Origin of the sequence: Streptomyces sp. C10-9-1 (genome assembly GCF_024497955.1) — a bacterium.
Taxonomy (GTDB): domain Bacteria; phylum Actinomycetota; class Actinomycetes; order Streptomycetales; family Streptomycetaceae; genus Streptomyces; species Streptomyces sanyensis.
Genome location: NZ_JANHKP010000003.1, coordinates 398,200 through 417,652 on the forward strand (window position 1 = coordinate 398,200; position 19,453 = coordinate 417,652).

Genomic DNA, 19,453 nt, shown 5'->3' on the forward strand with positions numbered 1-19,453 from the left:
ATTCTCATCGTATGACGCCGATCACAGAGGTGGCGGGCCGGCGGCTGGCGCTGAGCAACCTGGACAAGGTCATCCACCCGGCGACCGGGACCACCAAGGGCGAGATCCTGCACTACTACGCCGTGGCGGCGCCCGCGATGCTGCCCCATCTGCGCCATCGTCCGACCTCCTTCCTGCGCTACCCCGACGGCCCCGACGGCCAGGTCTTCTTCACCAGGAACCCGCCCCCCGGCATCCCCGAGTGGGTGGGCACGGCGCCCGTCCCCCGGTCGGACGACCCCGGCGCCCGGCAGGTCGTGGTGGACGACCTGCCGACCCTGGTCTGGGCCGCCAACCTGGTCACCGAGTTCCACACCCCCCAGTGGCGGGCGGACACCCCGGGGCTCGCCGACCGCCTGGTGCTGGATCTCGACCCGGGGGCGCCCGCCGGTCTGGAGGAGTGCTGCGAGGTCGCCCTGTGGCTGCGGGAGAGGCTCGCCGAGGACGGCCTGGACGCCTACGCCAAGACCTCGGGTGCCAAGGGGCTGCACCTGCTGGTCCCCCTGGCACCGACACCCTCGCGGGAAGTGTCGGCCTACGCGCGCTCGCTCGCGGTCGCGGGGGAGGCGGCGCTGCCGGGGCTGGTGCTGCACCGGATGGCCCGGGCCCTGCGCCCCGGGAAGGTGTTCGTGGACCACAGCCAGAACGCCGCCGCCAAGACCACCGCGGCGCCCTACACCCTGCGCGCCCGCCGGGAGCCCACGGTGTCGGCACCGGTGACCTGGGAGGAGGTGGAGCGGCGCGGGCCACTGGTCTTCCGCCTCGGGGACATGCCCGCCCGCCTCGAGCGCCACGGGGACCTCCTCGCACCGCTCACGGACCCCGGGGCCGGGGGGCGGCTGCCGTGAGCACCCTCCGGCCGCCGCTGCGGGTGGCCACGGCGGAGCCGGTGGCCGCCCTGCCGAGGGAGGCGGGCCTGGCCTACGAGCCCAAGTTCGACGGGCATCGCATGGTGCTCTTCGCCACCGGGGGGAGGGCGGTGCTCCAGGCGCGGTCCGGGCGGATCGTCACGGCCGCCTTCCCCGACCTGGAGCGAGCCGCCGCGGCACTGCCGGAGGGGACCGTGCTCGACGGCGAGGTGGTCGTGTGGCGGGACGGGCGGACGGACTTCGCCGCGGTCCAGCGGCGGGCCGCGGCGACCCCGGGCCGCGCGCCCGCCCTGGCCCGCGCGCTGCCCGCCTCGTACGCGGCCTTCGACCTGCTGGCCGCGGGCGACGAGGACCTGCGGCCGCTGCCGTACGGGCGGCGCCGGGCGCGACTGGTCGCGCTGGTGGGGCCGCTGGGGCCGCCGATCCAGCCGGTACCGATGACCCGCGACCCGGACGAGGCGCAGACCTGGCTGGAGGCCCTGCACGCGCTCGGCGTCGAGGGCCTGGTGGTCAAACGGTGGGACCAGCCGTACCGGAGCGGGGTGCGGGCATGGCGCAAGCTGCGGCGCACCACCGGCCGCGACGCGGCCGTCCTGGGGTTCACCGGCAGGCCGGAGCGGCCCTCGGCACTGGTGCTCGCCGTGCCCGGTGAGGCGGCGCCGCTGGTCTCGCGCCCGCTGGCGCCCGCCCTGCGCGCGCAGGCGGCGGCCCTGCTGCCCCGCTGGAGGGCGCCGGGGACCGGCACGGCGGTGGCGCCCGGCCGCGGCGCGATCGGCTACAGCCCGCTCTCCCCCGGCCTGACGGCCGAGGTGGAGGCGGGGACCGCCCGGCATCCGGTGGTGACGGTGCGGCGGTTGCGGCTGCCCGAGGAGTTCGACCCCGGGGCCCCCGGTGAGCGGGCTCCCGGGAGCGAGGGAGACTAATAAAGTTTGACTAGTTGGGGCGGAGGGCATACGGTCACCGCCGCCCCCGGCCCTTCGCCGGGTGGGCCCGCCGAGCATCCCGAGGAGTTGCGATGACCCTGCTTCCCGACACCGGCTACACCCCCACCCCCGAGGACCGTGCGGGCCTGGACGCCTGGTTCGCCGCCTACGACGAGGCCAGCGCGGCACGCGACGTCGAGCGCATGGCCGATCTGGCCGTCTTCCCGCTCAACCTGGTGAGCGACGACGAGACGGGCCGCGGGGCGTGCGCGCAATGGGACCGCGGACGCTACACGGAGACCATGCGGCGGGTGCTCGCCGACGCGGGAGAGGCCGGCATCTCCTTCGAGTCGGAGCGCACCCCCGTCTTCCTGTCGCCCGCGATGGCCGTGGTGTTCACCGACTCGACCATGACGGCGGGCGAGACGGTGCAGCGGCTGCGCTACGCCGACGTCCTCGTCCGGCGGGGCGACGGCTGGGCCTTCCAGACGATGATGCAGGGCGGCTGGGGCGACGCCCTGTAGCCCGGGGCCGCAAGGGCCGTCCGGGCGGCCTGCGGGGGCCGTCCGGACGCCCGGTGGGGGACCACCCTGATCCGGCCGTTGTGCCCTCGGCACGCGGTGACAGCGACGGCGCCCGGAAGGTCCGTTACGGCACGACCCGTCCTCGGCCCCGCCCGCACTGCGGGCCCGAACTCCCGCCGCGGGCACCGCCGCGGCGGCCCCGGGGGCGGCACGGGCGCCCGGCGGGCCCGCCCGGGGCGGCAACCGCGCGGCGCGATACCGGTCGCCTCGCCCGGGACGTGGGGCACACTCTCCCCAGACACAAGGACGGGACGAGAGTTCTTGGGATGGGGGCAATTGGTGTTCGCAGGGATCGACGAGGTCGACTGGGCAGCGCTGGAGCATGCCTACGGCCCGGCCGACGGCGTGCCGGGATTACTGCGGGGACTGGCCTCCGCCGACGCCGCGGAGAGGGAGGGCGCCCTGGACTCGCTGTACGCCACGGTGCACAGCCAGGGTGAGGTCTTCGATTCCACACTCGCCTGCATCCCCTACCTGATGGAGCTGGTCGCCGACCCCCTGGTGGAGGACCGCGGCCCCGTCGTCGAGCTGCTGACCAGCATCGGCGGCATCGACCTGGACGGGGACGACGAGCTGGACCCGGAGGACGAGGAGTTCGAGGACGCCGCCAACTACGCCATGGCGGCCTCCGCGGTCGCCGCCGGCTCCGAGGTCTTCCTGCAGCTGGCGGGCGATCACGACCGCGAGGTGCGGCTGGTGGTGCCGCTCGCGCTGGCCACACTGCACCCCGACCCGGTCAGGGTGCTGCGCCTGCTGCGCGGACGCCTGCCGGTCGAGACGGACGACGAGGTCCGGCTCGCCTGCATAGAGGCGGGCGGGCGGATAGCGCTCCGGCACCGCGACCTCACCCCCGAGGTCGTCGACTGGCTCATCGGGGTGAAGGACTCGGGCTACTGCGCGGGGCTGCGCCTGGGCGCGCTGGCTCAGCTGGCGCGCTGCTCCCCCGCCTCGCTCCCCGTCGACGTGGTCCCCTGGGCGACCGGCGTGCTCCGCGAGATGCGGGCGGCGCCCGTCGTGGTGGCCGCCTCCTCGGAGCCGCCCCCGCCGCTGACCGGGGCGGCCCGCGAGATACGGGCCGCGGCGGTCGCCGGACGGGTCGCCCCGTGGACGGCCGGGCTGCTGAGGACCCTGCACGCGGGCCTGGGCGACCGGGTGGACGACCGCATCGCCCTCCTCGCCGACCAGCTGTGCAGCCCCGACCTCAGTCAGCGCATCGACGCCGTACGCATGAGCGAGGAGCTGCTGCGGACCTGGCGCGGCGCCTACGGCGAGCTGGTGGCCCTGATCGGCGAGCAGCTCGCCGACCGGGACCCGCACCTGCAGGACGCCGCCGCGGCCGTCCTGGGCGGCCTGTTCCAGCTGGCCGCACCGGCGGCCGACGCCCTGCTGGAGCAGCTGAACACCGATCCGCGCTGCTGGGTGCGCTCCGGCCCCGACGGGCGGGACGCGCTGGGCGCCCCCGTCCTCGCGCTCGCCCGGGCGGGCGACCCCCGGGTGGTGCCGATCCTGGCCGAGATCCTCCGGCAGGGCGACACCCCGGCCGACCTCGCCCGCTCCCTCGACCGGCTGGGCACGGCGGCAGCGCCGCTCGCACCCGCGCTCTGCGACCGCCTGGCGCGCCTCGGCCTCGACGGAAGGCTGCCGGAGCGGGCGGAGCCGCTGCTGCGGGGCCTGGCTGCGGTGCGGGCCGCCGACATGCTGCCCGCGGCCGTCCCCGCGGTGCTGCGCGTGCTGCGCGGGGCCCCCGCGTACGGCAGGGAGCAGGTGGTGGCCGGGGCGCTGCGCACGCTGGCCTCCTTCGGACCGGCCGCAGGGGAGGCGGCACCCGTGCTCCGGACGCTGCTCATGCCCGCACGCACGGCGGACGGCGGCCTCCCGGCGGCGCTGAACGCCCGGGCGGCCGGCGCGCTGTGGGCCATCGACCGCGACGCGGACACCGCGCTGCCGGTGCTGTGCGAGGTGCTGGGCGGCCGGGACGAGGGGGCGCGGCGCACCGCGGCGTCGGTGGCGGGACGGCTCGGCGGCGCCGGTGCCGCGGCCGCACCGCTGCTCGGCTCGCTGATGCGCTCCGCGGAGCCGTGGACCCGGGTGGAGTCGGCCGCCGCGCTCTGGCGGGTGACGGGCGACCCCGGCCGGGCCTGGCCGGTACTGCGCCGGGCGTGGGAGGAGCTGCCGTACGCACGTCCGCGGGTGGCCGCCGTCCTGGCGGAGCTGTCCACGCGGGGCGCCGAGGGCGCCGACCGGCTGGTCGACCGGGAACTCCTGTCGCCGCGACGGCACAACGCGCTGGACGGCGGCACGGGGGTTCATGACATCTTCGCGGACGAGAGGCTGCTGGCGCTGTGCCGGCAGACGGTCACCGGCGGGCCGTGAGCACGCCGCCCGGACGGCGGCGCCCGGTGTGTGCGCACGACGACGAAGGACGAGGCACCACATGATCATCTTCGGTACCAAGGGCTATCTGCACCAGCTGGCCGTCCTGACCCTCGTCTGCGGCCGCTGCGGCAACCCCGCGGCGCACACCCTGCGCAAGCGGGTCACCAGGTTCACCCTGTTCTTCGTCCCGCTGTTCCCGTTCTCGACGAAGTACGCGACGCAGTGCACCTTCTGCGGGGCCGAGCAGCAGACGACCGCCGCACAGGCGGAGCAGCTCCGGCAGCAGGCCGGGGGCGGGCAGTCGGCGCCGGGCCACCGGGCCGGGTACGGGGCGGACCCCGCGACCGGACCGCGGTACGGCCAGGCCCACGGGCAGCACAACCCCTACCAGAACTGAGGAAACGTCACTTCACGGGCGGGGCGGCCCGGCCCTGCCGGGCGCGCCACCCCTGGCCCCGCAGGCCCCCGGGGCAGCCGGCCGAGGCCCCCGCACCACCAGAAGGAAGCCCTGACGGAGAGTCACACACAACCCCGCCACCAGACCAACGCACCGTGACATAAACGGACAAGAACTCCGTACGCTTGCTACGTTGCGTGGCATGACCGCACTGACGGCGGATGCTCCCCGGCACGCGCCGCCCCGCGCCAAGCGGCGGGGGGTCGAGCTGTCCCTGCTCGTCTGCGCCGTCCTCGTCTGCGTCTACGGGTACGCCGCCGTGGGACTCGCGCGGCACGGGGCCGTCCCACCGGACACGGCGGGCTACGCGGCGGGCCTGGGCACCCTCGCGCTCCTCGGCCACCTGGTCGTCCGCCTGCGCGCCCCTTACGCCGACCCGCTCCTGCTGCCGATCGCCGTCCTGCTCAACGGCATCGGCCTGGTGCTCGTCCACCGGCTCGACCAGGAGACCCCGGGCGAGCTCGCCGCGCCCACCCAGCTGGTCTGGTCGGCCCTCGGCGCGGTCCTCTTCTGCGCCGCCGTCATCGCCGTGCACGACCACCGGCGCCTGCGCAGGCACGCCCGCGCCGGCGGGGTCGCCGCCCTGCTCCTGCTCGGCGCGCCGGTCCTCTTCCCCTCCGTCAACGGGGCCCGCATCTGGATCCGGGTGGGCGACCTGTCCATCCAGCCGGGCGAGTTCGCCAAGGTGCTCCTCACCGTGTACTTCGCCGCCCGGCTGGCCGCCCACCGGCCGAAGCTCCCGCACACGGGCCGCCGGCCGAAGGCCCCCCGGGGGCCCTTCGGCCGGACGCTGGCTCCCGCGCTCGCCGTGTGGCTGCTGAGCATGCTCGTGCTCGTCGTGGAGCGCGACCTCGGCACCTCCCTGCTGTTCTTCGGCCTCTTCGTCGTCCTGCTCTACGTCGCCACCGGCCGGATCGGCTGGATCGGCGCCGGTCTGCTGCTGGCCTCCGCGGGCGCATGGGCGGTCGGTTCGCTGGAGCCGCACGTCCACAGCCGGGTGGCGGACTGGCTCGACCCGTTCGCCTCGATCACCGCAGGGCAGGGCCCCGGCCAGCTCGCCCAGTCGCTGTTCGCCTTCGCCCACGGCGGGATGTCCGGCACCGGGCTCGGGCTCGGGCACTCGGCCCTGATCGGCTTCGCCGCCAAGTCGGACTTCATCCTGGCCACCGTCGGCGAGGAACTCGGCCTGGCCGGGCTGACCGCCCTGCTCCTGCTCTACGCGCTGCTGGTGGGGCGGGGCTTCCGCGCGGCGCTGGACACGCCCGACGCCTTCGGCACCCTGCTCGCGGTCGGGCTGTCCTCGGTCCTCGCCCTCCAGGTCTTCGTCATCGCCGGAGGCGTCACCGGCCTCGTCCCGCTCACCGGCATGGCGATGCCCTTCCTCGCGCAGGGCGGCTCCTCCGTGGTGACCAGCTGGGTGATCGTGGCGCTGCTCGTCCGGCTGAGCCACGCGGCCCGGGCGCCGCGCCCGGCGGCCGCAGGCACCGCGGACCGGCCCCCGGTGCGTCCGGCGGTACTGCGGTGAACCGCTGCACCCGGCACGTGGCCGCGGTCTGCGCGCTGCTGCTGGCCGTGCTGCTGGTGAACGCGGCCCGTGTCCAGCTCGTGCCGGGCCCGCCCCTGCGGGACAACCCGGCCGACCTCAGGGACGACATCGCCCGGTGGAGCCTGCCGCGCGGGGACATCGTGGTGGACGGGCGTCCCGTGACGGGCTCCCGGGACACCGGGCGGAGGCTGCGCTACGAGCGGACCTACCGCGACGGCGCCCTCTACGCGCCCGTCACCGGGTACGCGTCCCAGCGCTACGGCACCTCACTCGTCGAGAACCTCCAGGACGGCATCCTGGCGGGCACCGACCCGCTGCTGTCGCCGCTCCCCCTGCTCGACGGCCTCGGCAGCCGGCGGCGGCCGGGCGGGCGGGTCGTCACCACCATCCGGGACGCCGCCCAGCGGGCCGCCTTCGAGGGGCTGGACGGCCGCCGCGGGGCGGTCGCCGCGATCGAGCCCGCGACCGGGCGGATCCTCGCACTGGTCAGCAGCCCCAGCTACGACCCGTCCGCCTTCTCGGGTGCGGGCGAGGCAGCCGCCGGGGCCTGGACCCGGCTCAACGGTGCGGCCGACCGCCCCCTGCTCAACCGGGCCATCCGGCAGACCTATCCCCCCGGCTCCGCCTTCAAGATCGTGACGGCCGCGGCGGCGCTGGAGTCCGGGGTGGTGGAGGACGTCGACGCCCCGACCCGCACCCCTCACCCCTACCTGCTGCCCGGGACGGCCACCGTGCTCCCGGACGCGGCCGAGGGCTGCGAGGACGCCTCCCTCTCCTATGCCGTCCGCTGGTCGTGCAACACCGTCATGGCCCGTCTCGGAGCACGCGTGGGCCTCGCGGACATGGTCGGGACGGCGGTGGCCTTCGGCTTCAACGACACCGGGCTGCGCATCCCCGCGGCGGTCGCCCGCTCCAACTTCGACACGGACATGTCCCCCGACCAGGTGGCCCTCTCCTCCATCGGGCAGTTCAACACCACGGCGACGCCCCTGCAGATGGCGATGGTCGCGTCCGCGGTCGCGTCCGGCGGCACCCTGCGCAGGCCGTACCTGGTCGAGGAAGCGACCCGCGCCGGCGGCGACCCGGTCGCCCACTACGGGCCGGGGGCGGGTCGGCAGGCGGTGAGTGCCGCGACCGCCGCCCGCCTGCGGGAGCTGATGGTGCGGGCGGTCGAGGACGGGACGGGCGGGCGGGCCGCGATCCCGGGGGCGGTCGTCGGCGGCAAGACGGGCACCGCCCAGCACGGGGTCGGCAACGCGGGCACGCCCTACGCCTGGTTCATCTCCTGGGCGCGGGCCGAGGACGCGCCGCAGCCGCAGGTGGCCGTGGCGGTGGTCGTCGAGGACGCCACCGGGGACCGCGCGGAGATCAGCGGAGGCGGCAGCGCCGCACCGGTCGCCCGCGCCGTGATGGAGGCCGTGCTCTCCGGCTGAGCCCGCGGGAGCCCCCAGCCCGGCTGCCCGGCACCGGGCAGACTGGGGCACGGGAGGGGACATGGAGGAGATCCGCAAGGCACTGGAGGAGATCGACCGGCAAGACGCCGGGCTGAGCGCCTTCGTCGAGGTGTACAGGGAGGCGGCCGCCGCCACGCGGCGGGACCCGCCCGGCGAACTCACCGGGGTGCCGCTCGCGGTCAAGGGCCGCTCGGGGCTCCGCGCGGACACCGCCGGGAGGCTGGTGGCCGCGGGGGCGGTGCCCGTGGGCGCCACCGCCGTCCCCGGGCCCGGCACCCCCTGGCGCACCTGGGGACTCGGAGCCCATGGGCCGACCCGGAACCCGTGGCGGAGCGACCGCACCCCGGGGGGCTCCTCCGCCGGGGCCGCCGTCGCGGTGGCCACCGGCATGGCCGCCCTCGCGACCGGCGGCGACGGCGCGGGGTCCGTGCGCATCCCGGCGGCGTGGTGCGGGGTGTTCGGGTTGAAGACCAGCAACGGGCTGCTTCCCTCCCCCGACCCCACCGGGCTCGCGGCCCCCGGGCTACTGGCCCGGACGGCGGCCGATGCCCTGGCCGCGCTGCACTGCCTGCTCGGCGCTCCGGGTGCCCCGGGGCCCGCGACGGTCCCGGGCCCCGGGGCGCCGCTGCGGGCGGTGTGGTCGGCGGACCTGGGATTCGCCGACGGGGTCGACCCCGGAGTCCTCGCGGTCGCGGAGGCCGCCGTGGGGCGCCTGGAGTCGGCGGGCGTCCTGGCCACCACCGGCGCGGACCCGGTGCTGGCGGACCCGGCGGACGCCTGGCGGGCGGTGCGCGGGGGCCGCCCGGAGGAGGCACGCACCGTACGGGAGGGCAACGACCGTGTCCTGGACACCCTGTTCGACTCGGCGGAGGTCCTGGTGACCCCCACCACGCCCAACCGGCCGCACGGCCACGACGGCCCCGGACCGGACCGCTACTCCACGGCTCTCACCTGGGCCTTCAACCTCAGCGGCCATCCCGCGGCCAGCATCCCGGCGGGCTTCACCCCGGACGGCTGCCCGGTCGGCCTCCAACTCGTCGCGCCCAGGGGGTCGGACGTCTCACTGGTCGGGAGATCCGTTGCGCTGCAACGGGTGCTGACTACGCTGCGCCCATGACCTCCTACGAACTCGCGCAGGTGAACATAGCCCGGCTCAAGCACCCCCTGGACTCCCCGGAGCTGAAGGACTTCGTCGACAACCTGGAACCGGTGAACGCGGTCGCCGAGGCATCCGACGGCTTCGTGTGGCGTCTGAAGGGCGAGACGGGCGACGCCACCGAGGTGCGCGTGTTCGACGACCCCTCGATCATCGTGAACCTGTCGGTGTGGCGGGACCCGAACGCCCTGACCGCGTTCATGTACCAGGGCATGCACCGGGAACTGCTCGCCCGGCGCTTCGAGTTCTTCGAGCGCGTCAGGGAGGCCATGACCGCACTGTGGTGGGTGCCCGCAGGGCACCGGCCCTCCGCGGCGGAGGCCGAGGAGCGGCTGCGGCACCTGAGGGAGCACGGGCCGACGGAGCGGGCGTTCACCCTGCGCACCTCGTTCCCGCCGCCCCCGGCCGGCGCGGAGCGGTCCGGGGACGGCTCCGCGCCGGAGGGCGAACGGGCCGGGGCGGCGGCCTCCGGCTGACCGCGCCCGCGCGGGGCGCGGCACCCTCCGCGGGTTCCCGCACGCGGTCCCCGCGGGGTGCCGGTGCGCCCCGCCGGGACCGGCGGGGCGCACGGGAGCCGGGGTGCGCTACGCCGTCCCGTCCGCGCCGCCCTCGGCGATCGCGGTCGCCACCTCGGCGACGCGCTCGCGCTCCTCGGCGCCGAAGCGCTCGCGGTCGAGCCGGTCGGCCATCTCCTCGTCCTGGGTCATCAGCAGGTCCAGGTTGGCGTCCCCGAGGTCGAAGACGCCCATGTCCAGATACGCCTTCTGCAGGCGCTCGCCCCACAGCCCGATGTCCTTCACACAGGGCACGATCCGGCTGAAGAGCAGCTTGCGGAAGAGGTGCAGGAACTCCGACTGCTCGGTGTACTCCTCCGCCTCCTTCCGCGGCACGCCGAAGTTCTCCAGGACCTCCAGTCCGCGGAGCCGGTCGCGCATCAGATAGCAGCCCTCGATGACGAACTCCTCGCGCTCGCGGCGTTCGGCGTCGGTGAGCCCCCGGTAGTAGTCGCGCAGCGCCATGCGGCCGAAGGCCACGTGGCGGGCCTCGTCCTGCATGACGTAGGTCAGGATCTGACGCGGGAGCGGCTTGGTCGTGGTGTCGCGGATCATCCCGAAGGCGGCGAGGGCCAGCCCTTCGATGAGGACCTGCATGCCGAGGTAGGGCATGTCCCAGCGGGAGTCGCGCAGGGTGTCGCCGAGCAGGGCCCGGAGGTTGTCGTTGATCGGGTACAGCATGCCGATCTTCTCGTGCAGGAAGCGCCCGTAGATCTCGGCGTGGCGGGCCTCGTCCATGGTCTGGGTGGCCGAGTAGAACTTGGCGTCGAGGTCCGGGACGGACTCGACGATCCGCGCGGCGCACACCATCGCGCCCTGCTCGCCGTGGAGGAACTGGCTGAACTGCCAGGAGGTGTAGTGCTTGCGCAGCTCGCCCCGGTCCCGTTCGGTCAGACGAGCCCAGTGGCGGGTGTTGTGCAGGGGCAGCACCTCGTCGGGGGTGCCCAGCGGGTCCGTCGGGTCGACCTCCAGCTCCCAGTCGATGCGCTTGGCGCCGTCCCACTGCTTGTCCTTGCCCTTCTGGTAAAGGGCGAGGAGGCGGTCACGGCCGTCGTCGTACTCCCAGCTGAACCGGGCTGCCCCGTCGGCGGGCACCTGCCAGAGCAGGGAGTCGGGCGGGGTGGTGTAGCGGTCCTGTGTCGACACCGGGCGGCTCCTTCGCCTCACGATCCGTTGCGCGTTCCCTTACGTGCTCACCGCTGTGCAATTACCTGTGGGCAGCGTCACACGGGGGTAGACGGTCAGTCAACAAGTCGTGCGGAAGGGATTGACGAGCCTGCTGACAGGGAGTCTCATAACTCCCGGACCCGGTAGCCCAGTGACGAGGTGCCCGCCATGACCCCCCTCAGCACCCGCGGCGCAGAGCCGCTCCGCGACGCCCTCGGCCTCCTCCGGGACCGGGAGCAGGTCGCCGCCCGCCTGCTCGAGTCCTCCGCGAGGCACTCCTTCGACCCGGACCGGGAACTCGATTGGGAGGCCCCGGCGGAGGACGGCAAGTGGTTCTGGCCCCCCGAGCTCGTCTCCCTGTACGACACCCCGATGTGGCGGCGGATGTCCGAGGAGCAGCGCCGGGACCTCGCGCGCCACGAGGCCGCCTCGCTGGCCTCGCTGGGCATCTGGTTCGAGGTCATCCTGATGCAGCTGCTGGTCCGCCACATCTACGACAAGTCGCTGACCAGCAACCACGTCCGCTACGCCCTGACGGAGATCGCCGACGAGTGCCGCCACTCGATGATGTTCGCCCGGCTGATCAAGAAGGGAGGGACCCCCGAGTACCCCGTCCCCCGCGTCTACCACAACCTCGCCCGGGTGCTGAAGACGGTGTCCACCACGCCGGGTTCCTTCGCCGCCACGCTGCTCGGCGAGGAGATCCTGGACTGGATGCAACGGCTGACCTTCCCCGACGAGCGGGTGCAGACGCTGGTGCGCGGGGTGACCCGCATCCATGTGGTGGAGGAGGCCCGCCATGTGCGCTACGCCCGCGAGGAGCTGCGCCGCCAGATGGCGACCGCACCCCGCTGGGAGCGTGAGTTCACCCGGCTGAGCTGCGGGGAGGCGGCCAGGGTGTTCTCCGTGTGCTTCGTGAACCCCCGGGTCTACGACAACGTGGGCCTCGACCGGCGCCAGGCCGTCGCCCAGGTGAGGGCGAGCGGCCACCGGCGCGAGGTGATGCAGACCGGGGCCCGCAGGCTGACCGACTTCCTGGACGACGTCGGCCTGCTGCGCGGTCCCGGGCGCAGGCTCTGGAAGAGCTCGGGCCTCCTCGCCTGACGAGCGGTGGGCGCGGGCACGGCGGCTACCCTGCGGGCATGACCAGTCCCGCATCGGCCACCCCCGCGTACCGCAGGCTCAGTGTCGAGGAGCGCCGTGCCCAGCTCCTCGCGGCGGCCCTCGGCCTGTTCGCCCACCGGCCGCCCGAGGAGGTCTCCCTCGACGACGTGGCCGAGGCGGCGGGCGTCTCCCGGCCGCTCGTCTACCGCTACTTCGCCGGCGGCAAGCAGCAGCTCTACGAGGCGGCCCTGCGCTCGGCGGCCGAGGAGCTGGAAGGGTGCTTCGCCGAGCCCGCCGACGGGCCCCCCACCGACCGGGTCGCCCGCGTCCTCGACCGCTACCTGCGCTTCGTCGACCAGCACGACACCGGGTTCACCGCCCTGATGCGCGGGGGCAGCGTCGCGGAGACCTCGCGGACCACCGCGATCGTGGACGGGGTCCGCCGGGCGGCGGCGGAGCAGATCCTGCGCCACCTCGGCGTGACCCGCCCGGGGCCGCGCCTGGGCATGATGGTCCGCACCTGGATCGCCGCGGTGGAGGCCGCGTCGCTGATCTGGATCGACGAGGGCAAGCACCCCGGGGCGGACGACCTGCGCGACTGGCTCGTGGAACACCTGGTCGGCCTGCTGGGCGTCACCGCGGCCGGCGACGAGGAGACCGCGCGGGCCGTCGCCCGCCTGCTGCGGCAGGAGCAGCGGGGCGGTCGCATCGGGAGCCTGGCCGAGCGGCTGGGCCCCGTGGTGGGCGGCGCGGCCCACCTGCTGTGACACTGTCCGGGTGAGAAGCGAGAACACGCACTTCAGCGGCGGCCCGCTCGACGGGCGCGTCCTGCCCGTCCTGGTCGGGCCCACCGGACACCCGCCGAAGTGGTACCGGATCCCCGTCCCGAACGACGACGGCGCCCCCGACACGGTGCACGTCTACCGCCGCGTGCCCGCGGGGTACAGCAAGCGGCTCCACCTGCAGCAGGGCTGGAGGTACGAGTACGCCCCCGGGGGCGTGGAGCGGCGGGAGATCCGCTGGCCCTGGTCGAAGCCGAAGGACCCCGGGTAGGGCCCGCGGCGGCCGCCTGACGGCACCTCCCGGGCGGTGCCGACCGCGGCCCGTCCGGGCCCGCACCGCTCCGCTGCCACCTCCCGGTGGCGCCCGGGAACGCGGCCGCGGGCGGGCGCGGATCGGGGCCCGTCAGGCTCCGGCGACCGAGGCCAGGTAGGCGGCGGTCTTCTCCGGGTCGTAGAAGAACTCCTCGAAGTCCGCCGGGTCGTTGAAGCCGTTCGCGAAGCGGTCGGCGACGGGCTGGTGGGCACCGGCGGCGCCGATCAGGCCGAGCACGTGCTCCGGCGGCACACCGAGCATCGCGTTGGTCCACTTGGTCACGTGCCGCGCCGTGTCCCAGTAGCGGTCGAACGTGCCGCGCATCCACTCCTCGTCGAAGGGCCGGTCGCCGTGCGCGGTGATGGAGTCCAGGTAGGAGGCGGCGCACTTGGAGGCCGAGTTGGAGCCCTGCCCGGTGATCGGGTCGTTCGCCACCACGACGTCGGCCACACCGAGCACCAGGCCGCCGCCGGGCAGCCGGCCCACGGGCCTGCGCACGGTGGGGGCGTAGCGGCCGGCGAGGGTGCCGCCCGCGTCGGTGAGTTCGACCCGGGTGGCGCGCGCGTACTCCCAGGGGGTGTACTTCTCCATCAGCTCCAGGGTCAGCGACAGGTGCTCGGCCGGGTCCCGGACGCCCCGGAAGACGTCCAGCGGGCCGCCGGGGACGCCTTCCCAGAAGAGGATGTCGGCGCGCCCGGAGGTGGTGAGGGTGGGCATCACGAAGAGCTCCCCGACGCCCGGCACCAGGTTGCAGCGCACCGCGTCGTAGTCCGGGTGCTCCGGGCGGGGCCCGAGGCCGTGCACGTAGGAGACGGCCAGGGCGCGCTGCGGTTCTGCGTAGGGGGAGCGGTCGGCGTCCCTCTCGAAGAGGGAGACCAGCTCGCCCTTGCCCGCCGAGACGAGGACCAGGTCGTAGGCGCGGGAGAAGTAGTCGAGGTCGGAGACGGCGGCGCCGTGGATGACGAGCTGCCCGCCGCGCTGGGCGAAGGCCTCCATCCAGCCGGCCATCTTGACGCGCTGGTCCACGGACTGGGCGTACCCGCCGAGGCGGCCGACCCAGTCGACGGCGCGCCCGCCGTCGGGCCCCGCGACGGACACGCCGAGGCCCTCGATGCGGGGCGCCTGGGACTCCCAGAAGTTGATCCCCAGGTCGCGCTCGTGCTGGAGCGCCGTGTGGAACATGCACTGGGTCGACATCACGCGGCCGGACCGGATCTCGTCGGCCGTGCGGTTGGACATCAGGGTGACCTCGTAGCCCTGGGACTGGAGGCCGAGCGCGAGCTGGAGACCGGACTGCCCGGCTCCGACGATGAGTATCTTCCGCATGGCGGTGCTCCGTTGGGGTTCGGGAGGCTATTCGGGGGTTGCTTCGAGGGCGTGGCCGACGAGTGCGAGGAGCGCGTCCACGACCGCCGCCCTGTCGCGTGCGTCCATGATCACCACGGGGACGCGGGACGGGACCGTCAGGGCCTCCCGTACGTCCTCGGCCTCGTAGGCGGGAGTCCCCTCGAAGTGGTTGACGGCCACGACGTACGGCAGTCCGCAGCTCTCGAAGTAGTCGAGCGCGGGGAAGCAGTCGGGCAGCCGCCGGGTGTCCGCGAGGACGACCGCCCCGATGGCCCCGCGCACGAGGTCGTCCCACATGAACCAGAAGCGCTGCTGCCCGGGGGTGCCGAAGACGTAGAGCACCAGGTCGTCGTCGAGCGTGATCCGGCCGAAGTCCATGGCCACGGTGGTGGTGACCTTGTCCGGGGTGGCCGACAGGTCGTCGGTCTCCTCGCTGGCCCGGGTCATCAGGGCCTCGGTCCGGAGCGGGGTGATCTCCGAGACGGCGCCGACGAAGGTGGTCTTGCCGACGCCGAAGCCGCCCGCCACCACCACCTTCACCGCCGTGGGGGCGCGGGTGGTGTCGAGCTGCCAGGCCTGGAGTTCCTCTTCGGGCTCCGGTACGGGCGCGGCCGCTCCCCCGGGATGCTCCCGGGCCGCGCCGGGCGCGGGCGCCTCCGGAGCGGGACCGGAGCCGCCCTGCGGGCGGGCGGGGAGCGTGTCAGAGGCGGCGGAGTCCACTCAGCACCCTTTCGAGCAGTGCGCGGTCGGGCTGGCCGGTGCCGTGACCGGTGCCGTACACACGGATCTTTCCCTGGTCGGCGAGGTCGCTCAGCAGCACCCGGACGACGCCCAGCGGGATCTTCAGCAGCGCCGAGATCTCGGCGACGGTGCGCATCCGGCGGCAGAGCTCGACGATGGCGCGGAGTTCCGGCATCACCCGGGCGGCGAGGGTGGGGCCGCCCTTCGGCTCCCGCCGCTCCGCGGGCGCGTCGAGCGCGGCGACGAAGGTCTCCACCAGCAGGACGTGGCCGAAGCGGGTGCGTCCGCCGGTCAGCGAGTAGGGGCGCACGCGTGCGGGGCGGCGGCCCTGGCCGCGCACGGGCAGCTTCGGGGACGAGGCGGCGGCGCTCACCGGGGGCTCTCCAGCGACTTGCGCAGCTCGCTGCGGACCTCGGGGGTGAGCACATGGCCGGCGCGGCCGACGAACAGCCCCATGTGGTAGGCGACGACGCTCATGTCGCTGTCCGGCGCGGCGTGGACGCCGAGCAGGGAGCCGTCGCTGATGGACATCACCAGGACGCTGCAGTCCTCCATGGTGATCATGGTCTGCTTGACGCCGCCGCCGTCCATCAGCCCGGCGGCGCCGACGGTGAGGCTGCCGATGCCGGAGACGATGGTGGCAAGGTCGGCGCTGGATCCGCGGGGGCTCTGCGGGCGCGGGGCGGGGCCGTCCGCCGCGCCCTCCTCCGGGGCGGTGTCGGAGGAGAGCAGCAGCAGACCGTCGGACGACACGACGGCCACCGAGCGGACTCCTGGCACCTCCTCCACCAGATTGCCCAACAACCACTGCAGATTGCGGGCTTCGCTGCTCAGCCCGAAAGTGCCGGTCGCAGTCACCTGCGTGCCTCCTCGACTGTGTCCCCCGCTTCGGTACCCGTCTCCCCCGCCTCCCGACCGCGCGGTGCGGGCGATGCCCCGGCGGCACCGGCCGGTGCCGCCTCGGGCGCACCGGTGATCTCGGTCTCGGCGTCGCGCCGGCCGTCCCGCGCGCCCCGCTGGAAGCCGCCCAGGCGGCGGCGCAGCGCCTCGGCGTCCACCGCGCCCGTGCGCTCGGCCGGCCCGGAGGACTGCGCGACGATCTTCGGGGTCCGCTTGGGCAGTCCCTTCTCCGTCACGCGGTCCCAGTCGCCGGGGGCCTCCTGGTGCGGGTCCTCGGGCGCGGTGCCGGCGTCGGTCGCCGTGGCGGGCCCGGGCCCCGGGGGCGTGGGGGCGGGGTCTGCGCCGTCCGGGGTGTCCGGGGTCGGCCCCGGGGCGGCCGTGGCCGGGACGTCCTCCGGGTGCCGGGCGGCGCCGGGGGCCGGCCGGCCGCCGTCCGCCGGGAGACCGGGCTCCGGCGGCTGCGGGGGCAGTCGCATGGCGAAGGTCTCCTGGTCGACCCCGGCCCCGGCCACCGGGCCGTCCCCGTCGGGGGTCCGCTCGTGGGTCTCGACCTCCCCCCGGGCCCCGGCGTCGCCGATCGCCCGCTCGGCCGCCGCCACGAAGGGGTCGTCCCGGGGCGGTTCCTCGCCGAGCGGGTCGGCACCCGGCCCGTGCGCCCGCCCGGGCCGGGCCGGGTCCTCCGGGAGGGCCTGCGCCCCGGCGCCGAGCGGCACGGCCGGGGCCGCGGTGGCGTCCTCGGGGCGCTCGCTCCCGGCGGAGCCGCCGTCCTCCTCGTCCGGCCCGGTCGCGACCTCGGCGGGCGGCGCGGGCAGGCGGCGGTGGGCGGCCGGGAGCACGTTGGAGTTGGCCTCCGCCACCGACCCCGGCAGGCTCAGGGCCTGCCCCTCTCCCGCTCCGGGCGCCGGCTGCGCGGGCGGCGCCTGCGGCAGCAGCCCCTCGGGCACGACGACCACGGCGGTGATGCCGCCCTGCTTGTGCTCCCGCAGCTGCACCCGCACACCGTGGCGGGCCGCGAGCAGCCCCGCGACGCGCAGGCCGAGCCCCTCGGCGTCCCGACCGGCCGGAGGCTGTTGCGCGGGATCCGCCAGCAGGGCGTTGACCTCCGCGATCCGCTCCGCGGTCATGCCGATGCCCGCGTCCTGGACGGAGAGCATCACCTCGCCGCCCTCCAGCAGCCAGCCCTCCATCTCGACCTGCGCCTCCGGCGGGGAGAAGGCGGTGGCGTTCTCCAGCAGCTCGGCGACCAGGTGGCTGAGGTCGTCCGCGGCGAAGCCCGCGACCTGCGCGTGCGGCGGCAGGGACCGGATGACGACCCGGTCGTAGCGCTCGATCTCGCTGACGGCGGCGCGCAGCACGTCCACCAGCGGAACCGGCCCCACATGGCCCTGCCCGTGCTCGGCGCCCGCGAGGACCAGCAGGTTCTCGCTGTGGCGGCGCATCACCGTGGCCATGTGGTCGATCGTGAAGAGGGTGGCGAGGCGCTCCGGGTCCTGCTCCCTGTCCTCCAGCTTCTCGATGACGGCGAGCTGCCGCTCCACCAGGCCGAGGCTGCGCAGGGACAGGTTGACGAAGCTGTGGTGGACGGTGTGGCGCAGCCGCTCGACCTCGGCGGTCAGCTCCTCGGTCCGCTCGCCGAGCTCCGCGCGGGCCGCCGCGAGCTCCCCGCTGAGTGCCTCCCGGGAGCCCACCAGGTCGCTGTGGTCGCTGTCCAGGCGGCCCACACGGGTCCCGAGGTCCCGCAGCCGCCCGTGCAGCGTGTTGAGCGAGCGGACGACCTGAGCGAACTCGTCGTTGCGCCCGGTGAAGCGGACGGGCTCCCCGCTCTCGGGTTCGTCGGCCAGCCGGGCCGCGCCGAGCCGGAGCACCGCGAGCGGCCGGGTGAGCGTGCGCGAGACCGCGGCGAGCACACCCACGGCCGCCAGGAGCAGGCCGGCGGCCAGGGCGACACGCAGCTCCAGCGCCGTGACGTCGTCGTCGCGCAGCTGCTCGAAGGCCGCGATGCGGTCGCTGGCCAGCGTCGTCTCGGCGCCCCGCATCTGCTCGATGCGGGCCGTGAGGGCGGCCTGCAGTGCGGCCGCGTCGGTCGCGCGCTCCTTGGCGGAGAGCGTGGGCTGGTCGGTCAGGCGGGCGAGGTACCCCTCGGCGCTCTTGACCTCGGCCCCGGACACGGTGGCGGCCACCTTGTCGCGGACCCGCGGCGCCGCGGCCTGGTCGAAGTCGGCGAGCGCGGCGAGTTCGCGCACCCGCGCCTGCTGTGCGGCCGCGCTGAGCGCGTCGCGGGTGCGGGCCGCCTCCCCGGTCTCCTCGGCCTCGCTCTCGACGGGGAGGCCGGTGAAGGGGTCGAAGACGGTCTGCGCCGGGGGCTGGGGCACGGCCAGCGCGGCCACCAGCAGCCCGCGTGCGGCGGACGCCTGCTCGACGGCGCGTCCGAGGGCCGCGGGGGCGCGGGTCGCGTCCGCCGCGCGGGGCGGCGTCCGCTCGGCCAGGTCGTCGGCGAGCGCCTGGAGCCCGTCGACGACCGAGGTGTAGGCGCGGTGGGCGTCCATGGGGGTGCTCTTGCCGCCGAGCGCGGTACGGCGCAGGGAGGGCACCGAGGCGAGGTCGCGCCGCAGGTCGGGGTGGTCGTCGCCGAGCTCCGCGCGGATCTCGTCGATCTGCCGGTCGACACGTGCGGCGAGCGGGCCGGAGAGGCTGCGGGGCGCCGCCTCCTCGCCGTCCTCCTCGTCCTGCCCGGCGCTGCCGTCCTCCTGGGGGGCCGCCGCCCGGGAGGCGAGGTAGGCCACGACCTCGTCGCGCTCGTCGGAGAGCGAGTGGGCGAGGGTGACGGCCTGCCGGTCGAGCGAGGCGAGGTCGACCAGGCGCTGGGACTCGGTCAGGTCGGCGGAGGCGGCGAGGATGCCGGGGGCTCCGGCACCGGCCACGACCGCGGCCACGACGGCGACCGCGACGACGAGCCTGCGGCGGACGCGGACGGGGCGTCCACGGGGGGTCGGGTCCTCCCGGGAGGGAAGACCGGTGGCATCGGCCGGGGACTCCGCGCCGTCCGACGTGGCGCTGCCGCCCTTGCCCCGAGGCCGCTTCTTCTGCACCGGTGCTCGCAATCCTGCTCGACTCGTCCACCCATGAAGCAGAGATGACGAC

General features: G+C 75.3%; 18 protein-coding genes. 12 read left to right on the forward strand and 6 right to left on the reverse strand.

What is annotated here, in order from left to right; all coding sequences use genetic code 11:
- Positions 1 to 11 precede the first annotated feature (11 nt).
- From ligD to NPS70_RS06370, 9 genes are all read left to right on the forward strand, one after another.
- Positions 12 to 887, forward strand: a complete 876-nt coding sequence (gene ligD, locus NPS70_RS06330; RefSeq protein ID WP_256523013.1) for a non-homologous end-joining DNA ligase — start codon at positions 12 to 14, stop codon at positions 885 to 887.
- Positions 884 to 1,831 (forward strand): ATP-dependent DNA ligase, encoded by a 948-nt coding sequence (locus NPS70_RS06335; RefSeq protein WP_256523014.1) that lies wholly within the window; start codon positions 884 to 886, stop codon positions 1,829 to 1,831. Before ligD ends, NPS70_RS06335 begins: the two co-directional genes overlap by 4 nt.
- Before the next feature lie 92 nt (positions 1,832 to 1,923).
- Positions 1,924 to 2,355, forward strand: a complete 432-nt coding sequence (locus NPS70_RS06340; protein WP_256523015.1) for a DUF4440 domain-containing protein — start codon at positions 1,924 to 1,926, stop codon at positions 2,353 to 2,355.
- 339 nt (positions 2,356 to 2,694) lie between these two features.
- Positions 2,695 to 4,788 carry a PBS lyase gene (locus NPS70_RS06345; protein WP_256523016.1) on the forward strand — a complete coding sequence of 698 codons (2,094 nt, stop codon included), beginning with the start codon at positions 2,695 to 2,697 and terminating at the stop codon, positions 4,786 to 4,788.
- A gap of 61 nt (positions 4,789 to 4,849) precedes the next feature.
- Positions 4,850 to 5,188, forward strand: a complete 339-nt coding sequence (locus tag NPS70_RS06350; RefSeq protein WP_256523017.1) for a zinc-ribbon domain-containing protein — start codon at positions 4,850 to 4,852, stop codon at positions 5,186 to 5,188.
- A 202-nt stretch (positions 5,189 to 5,390) separates the two neighbouring features.
- The gene (locus NPS70_RS06355) at positions 5,391 to 6,773 is read left to right on the forward strand and encodes an FtsW/RodA/SpoVE family cell cycle protein (RefSeq protein WP_256523018.1); all 1,383 of its coding nucleotides are present in this window, start codon (positions 5,391 to 5,393) and stop codon (positions 6,771 to 6,773) included.
- Positions 6,770 to 8,227, forward strand: coding sequence for a penicillin-binding transpeptidase domain-containing protein (locus NPS70_RS06360; protein ID WP_256523019.1), 1,458 nt, complete (start codon positions 6,770 to 6,772; stop codon positions 8,225 to 8,227). The genes NPS70_RS06355 and NPS70_RS06360 overlap by 4 nt, the downstream gene beginning before the upstream one ends.
- 61 nt (positions 8,228 to 8,288) lie before the next feature.
- Positions 8,289 to 9,365 (forward strand): amidase, encoded by a 1,077-nt coding sequence (locus NPS70_RS06365; protein WP_256523020.1) that lies wholly within the window; start codon positions 8,289 to 8,291, stop codon positions 9,363 to 9,365.
- Complete coding sequence (locus NPS70_RS06370) at positions 9,362 to 9,880, forward strand: DUF3291 domain-containing protein (protein ID WP_256523021.1); 519 nt, start codon at positions 9,362 to 9,364, stop codon at positions 9,878 to 9,880. The genes NPS70_RS06365 and NPS70_RS06370 overlap by 4 nt, the downstream gene beginning before the upstream one ends.
- 108 nt (positions 9,881 to 9,988) lie before the next feature.
- Here the strand turns inward: NPS70_RS06370 and NPS70_RS06375 are convergent, their stop codons facing one another.
- Complete coding sequence (locus NPS70_RS06375) at positions 9,989 to 11,104, reverse strand: ferritin-like domain-containing protein (protein WP_256523022.1); 1,116 nt, start codon at positions 11,102 to 11,104, stop codon at positions 9,989 to 9,991.
- A gap of 189 nt (positions 11,105 to 11,293) precedes the next feature.
- Here NPS70_RS06375 and NPS70_RS06380 point away from each other — a divergent pair, with 189 nt between their 5' ends.
- From NPS70_RS06380 to NPS70_RS06390, 3 genes are read left to right on the forward strand one after another with little or no spacing between them, the layout of a single operon-like run.
- A complete protein-coding gene (locus NPS70_RS06380; RefSeq protein ID WP_256523023.1) occupies positions 11,294 to 12,229 on the forward strand; it encodes a diiron oxygenase in 936 nt (311 codons plus the stop codon).
- 38 nt (positions 12,230 to 12,267) lie between these two features.
- A complete protein-coding gene (locus NPS70_RS06385; RefSeq protein WP_256523024.1) occupies positions 12,268 to 12,996 on the forward strand; it encodes a TetR/AcrR family transcriptional regulator in 729 nt (242 codons plus the stop codon).
- A gap of 10 nt (positions 12,997 to 13,006) precedes the next feature.
- Positions 13,007 to 13,282 carry a hypothetical protein gene (locus NPS70_RS06390; protein ID WP_256523025.1) on the forward strand — a complete coding sequence of 92 codons (276 nt, stop codon included), beginning with the start codon at positions 13,007 to 13,009 and terminating at the stop codon, positions 13,280 to 13,282.
- A 132-nt stretch (positions 13,283 to 13,414) separates the two neighbouring features.
- Here NPS70_RS06390 and NPS70_RS06395 read toward each other — a convergent pair whose 3' ends face one another.
- The 5 genes from NPS70_RS06395 to NPS70_RS06415 are packed head-to-tail and all read right to left on the reverse strand — an operon-like array spanning position 13,415 to position 19,401.
- Positions 13,415 to 14,650: a styrene monooxygenase/indole monooxygenase family protein gene (locus NPS70_RS06395; protein ID WP_256523026.1), complete on the reverse strand. Its 1,236-nt coding sequence runs from the start codon at positions 14,648 to 14,650 to the stop codon at positions 13,415 to 13,417.
- A 27-nt stretch (positions 14,651 to 14,677) separates the two neighbouring features.
- Positions 14,678 to 15,391, reverse strand: a complete 714-nt coding sequence (locus NPS70_RS06400) for an ATP/GTP-binding protein (RefSeq protein ID WP_256523027.1) — start codon at positions 15,389 to 15,391, stop codon at positions 14,678 to 14,680.
- Positions 15,372 to 15,785, reverse strand: coding sequence for a DUF742 domain-containing protein (locus NPS70_RS06405; protein WP_256523028.1), 414 nt, complete (start codon positions 15,783 to 15,785; stop codon positions 15,372 to 15,374). Before NPS70_RS06405 ends, NPS70_RS06400 begins: the two co-directional genes overlap by 20 nt.
- A complete protein-coding gene (locus NPS70_RS06410) occupies positions 15,782 to 16,270 on the reverse strand; it encodes a roadblock/LC7 domain-containing protein (protein WP_256523029.1) in 489 nt (162 codons plus the stop codon). The genes NPS70_RS06405 and NPS70_RS06410 overlap by 4 nt, the downstream gene beginning before the upstream one ends.
- A complete protein-coding gene (locus NPS70_RS06415) occupies positions 16,267 to 19,401 on the reverse strand; it encodes a nitrate- and nitrite sensing domain-containing protein (protein WP_256523030.1) in 3,135 nt (1,044 codons plus the stop codon). The genes NPS70_RS06410 and NPS70_RS06415 overlap by 4 nt, the downstream gene beginning before the upstream one ends.
- Positions 19,402 to 19,453 lie beyond the last annotated feature (52 nt).

What these genes read in the sequence shown, in the direction of transcription:
- ligD (WP_256523013.1), top strand. Translation starts at nt 12, where the DNA reads ATGACGCCGATCACAGAGGTGGCGGGCCGGCGGCTGGCGCTGAGCAAC.
- NPS70_RS06340 (WP_256523015.1), top strand. Translation starts at nt 1,924, where the DNA reads ATGACCCTGCTTCCCGACACCGGCTACACCCCCACCCCCGAGGACCGT.
- NPS70_RS06350 (WP_256523017.1), top strand. Translation starts at nt 4,850, where the DNA reads ATGATCATCTTCGGTACCAAGGGCTATCTGCACCAGCTGGCCGTCCTG.
- NPS70_RS06355 (WP_256523018.1), top strand. Translation starts at nt 5,391, where the DNA reads ATGACCGCACTGACGGCGGATGCTCCCCGGCACGCGCCGCCCCGCGCC.
- NPS70_RS06365 (WP_256523020.1), top strand. Translation starts at nt 8,289, where the DNA reads ATGGAGGAGATCCGCAAGGCACTGGAGGAGATCGACCGGCAAGACGCC.
- NPS70_RS06370 (WP_256523021.1), top strand. Translation starts at nt 9,362, where the DNA reads ATGACCTCCTACGAACTCGCGCAGGTGAACATAGCCCGGCTCAAGCAC.
- NPS70_RS06380 (WP_256523023.1), top strand. Translation starts at nt 11,294, where the DNA reads ATGACCCCCCTCAGCACCCGCGGCGCAGAGCCGCTCCGCGACGCCCTC.
- NPS70_RS06385 (WP_256523024.1), top strand. Translation starts at nt 12,268, where the DNA reads ATGACCAGTCCCGCATCGGCCACCCCCGCGTACCGCAGGCTCAGTGTC.
- NPS70_RS06395 (WP_256523026.1), bottom strand. Translation starts at nt 14,650, where the DNA reads ATGCGGAAGATACTCATCGTCGGAGCCGGGCAGTCCGGTCTCCAGCTC.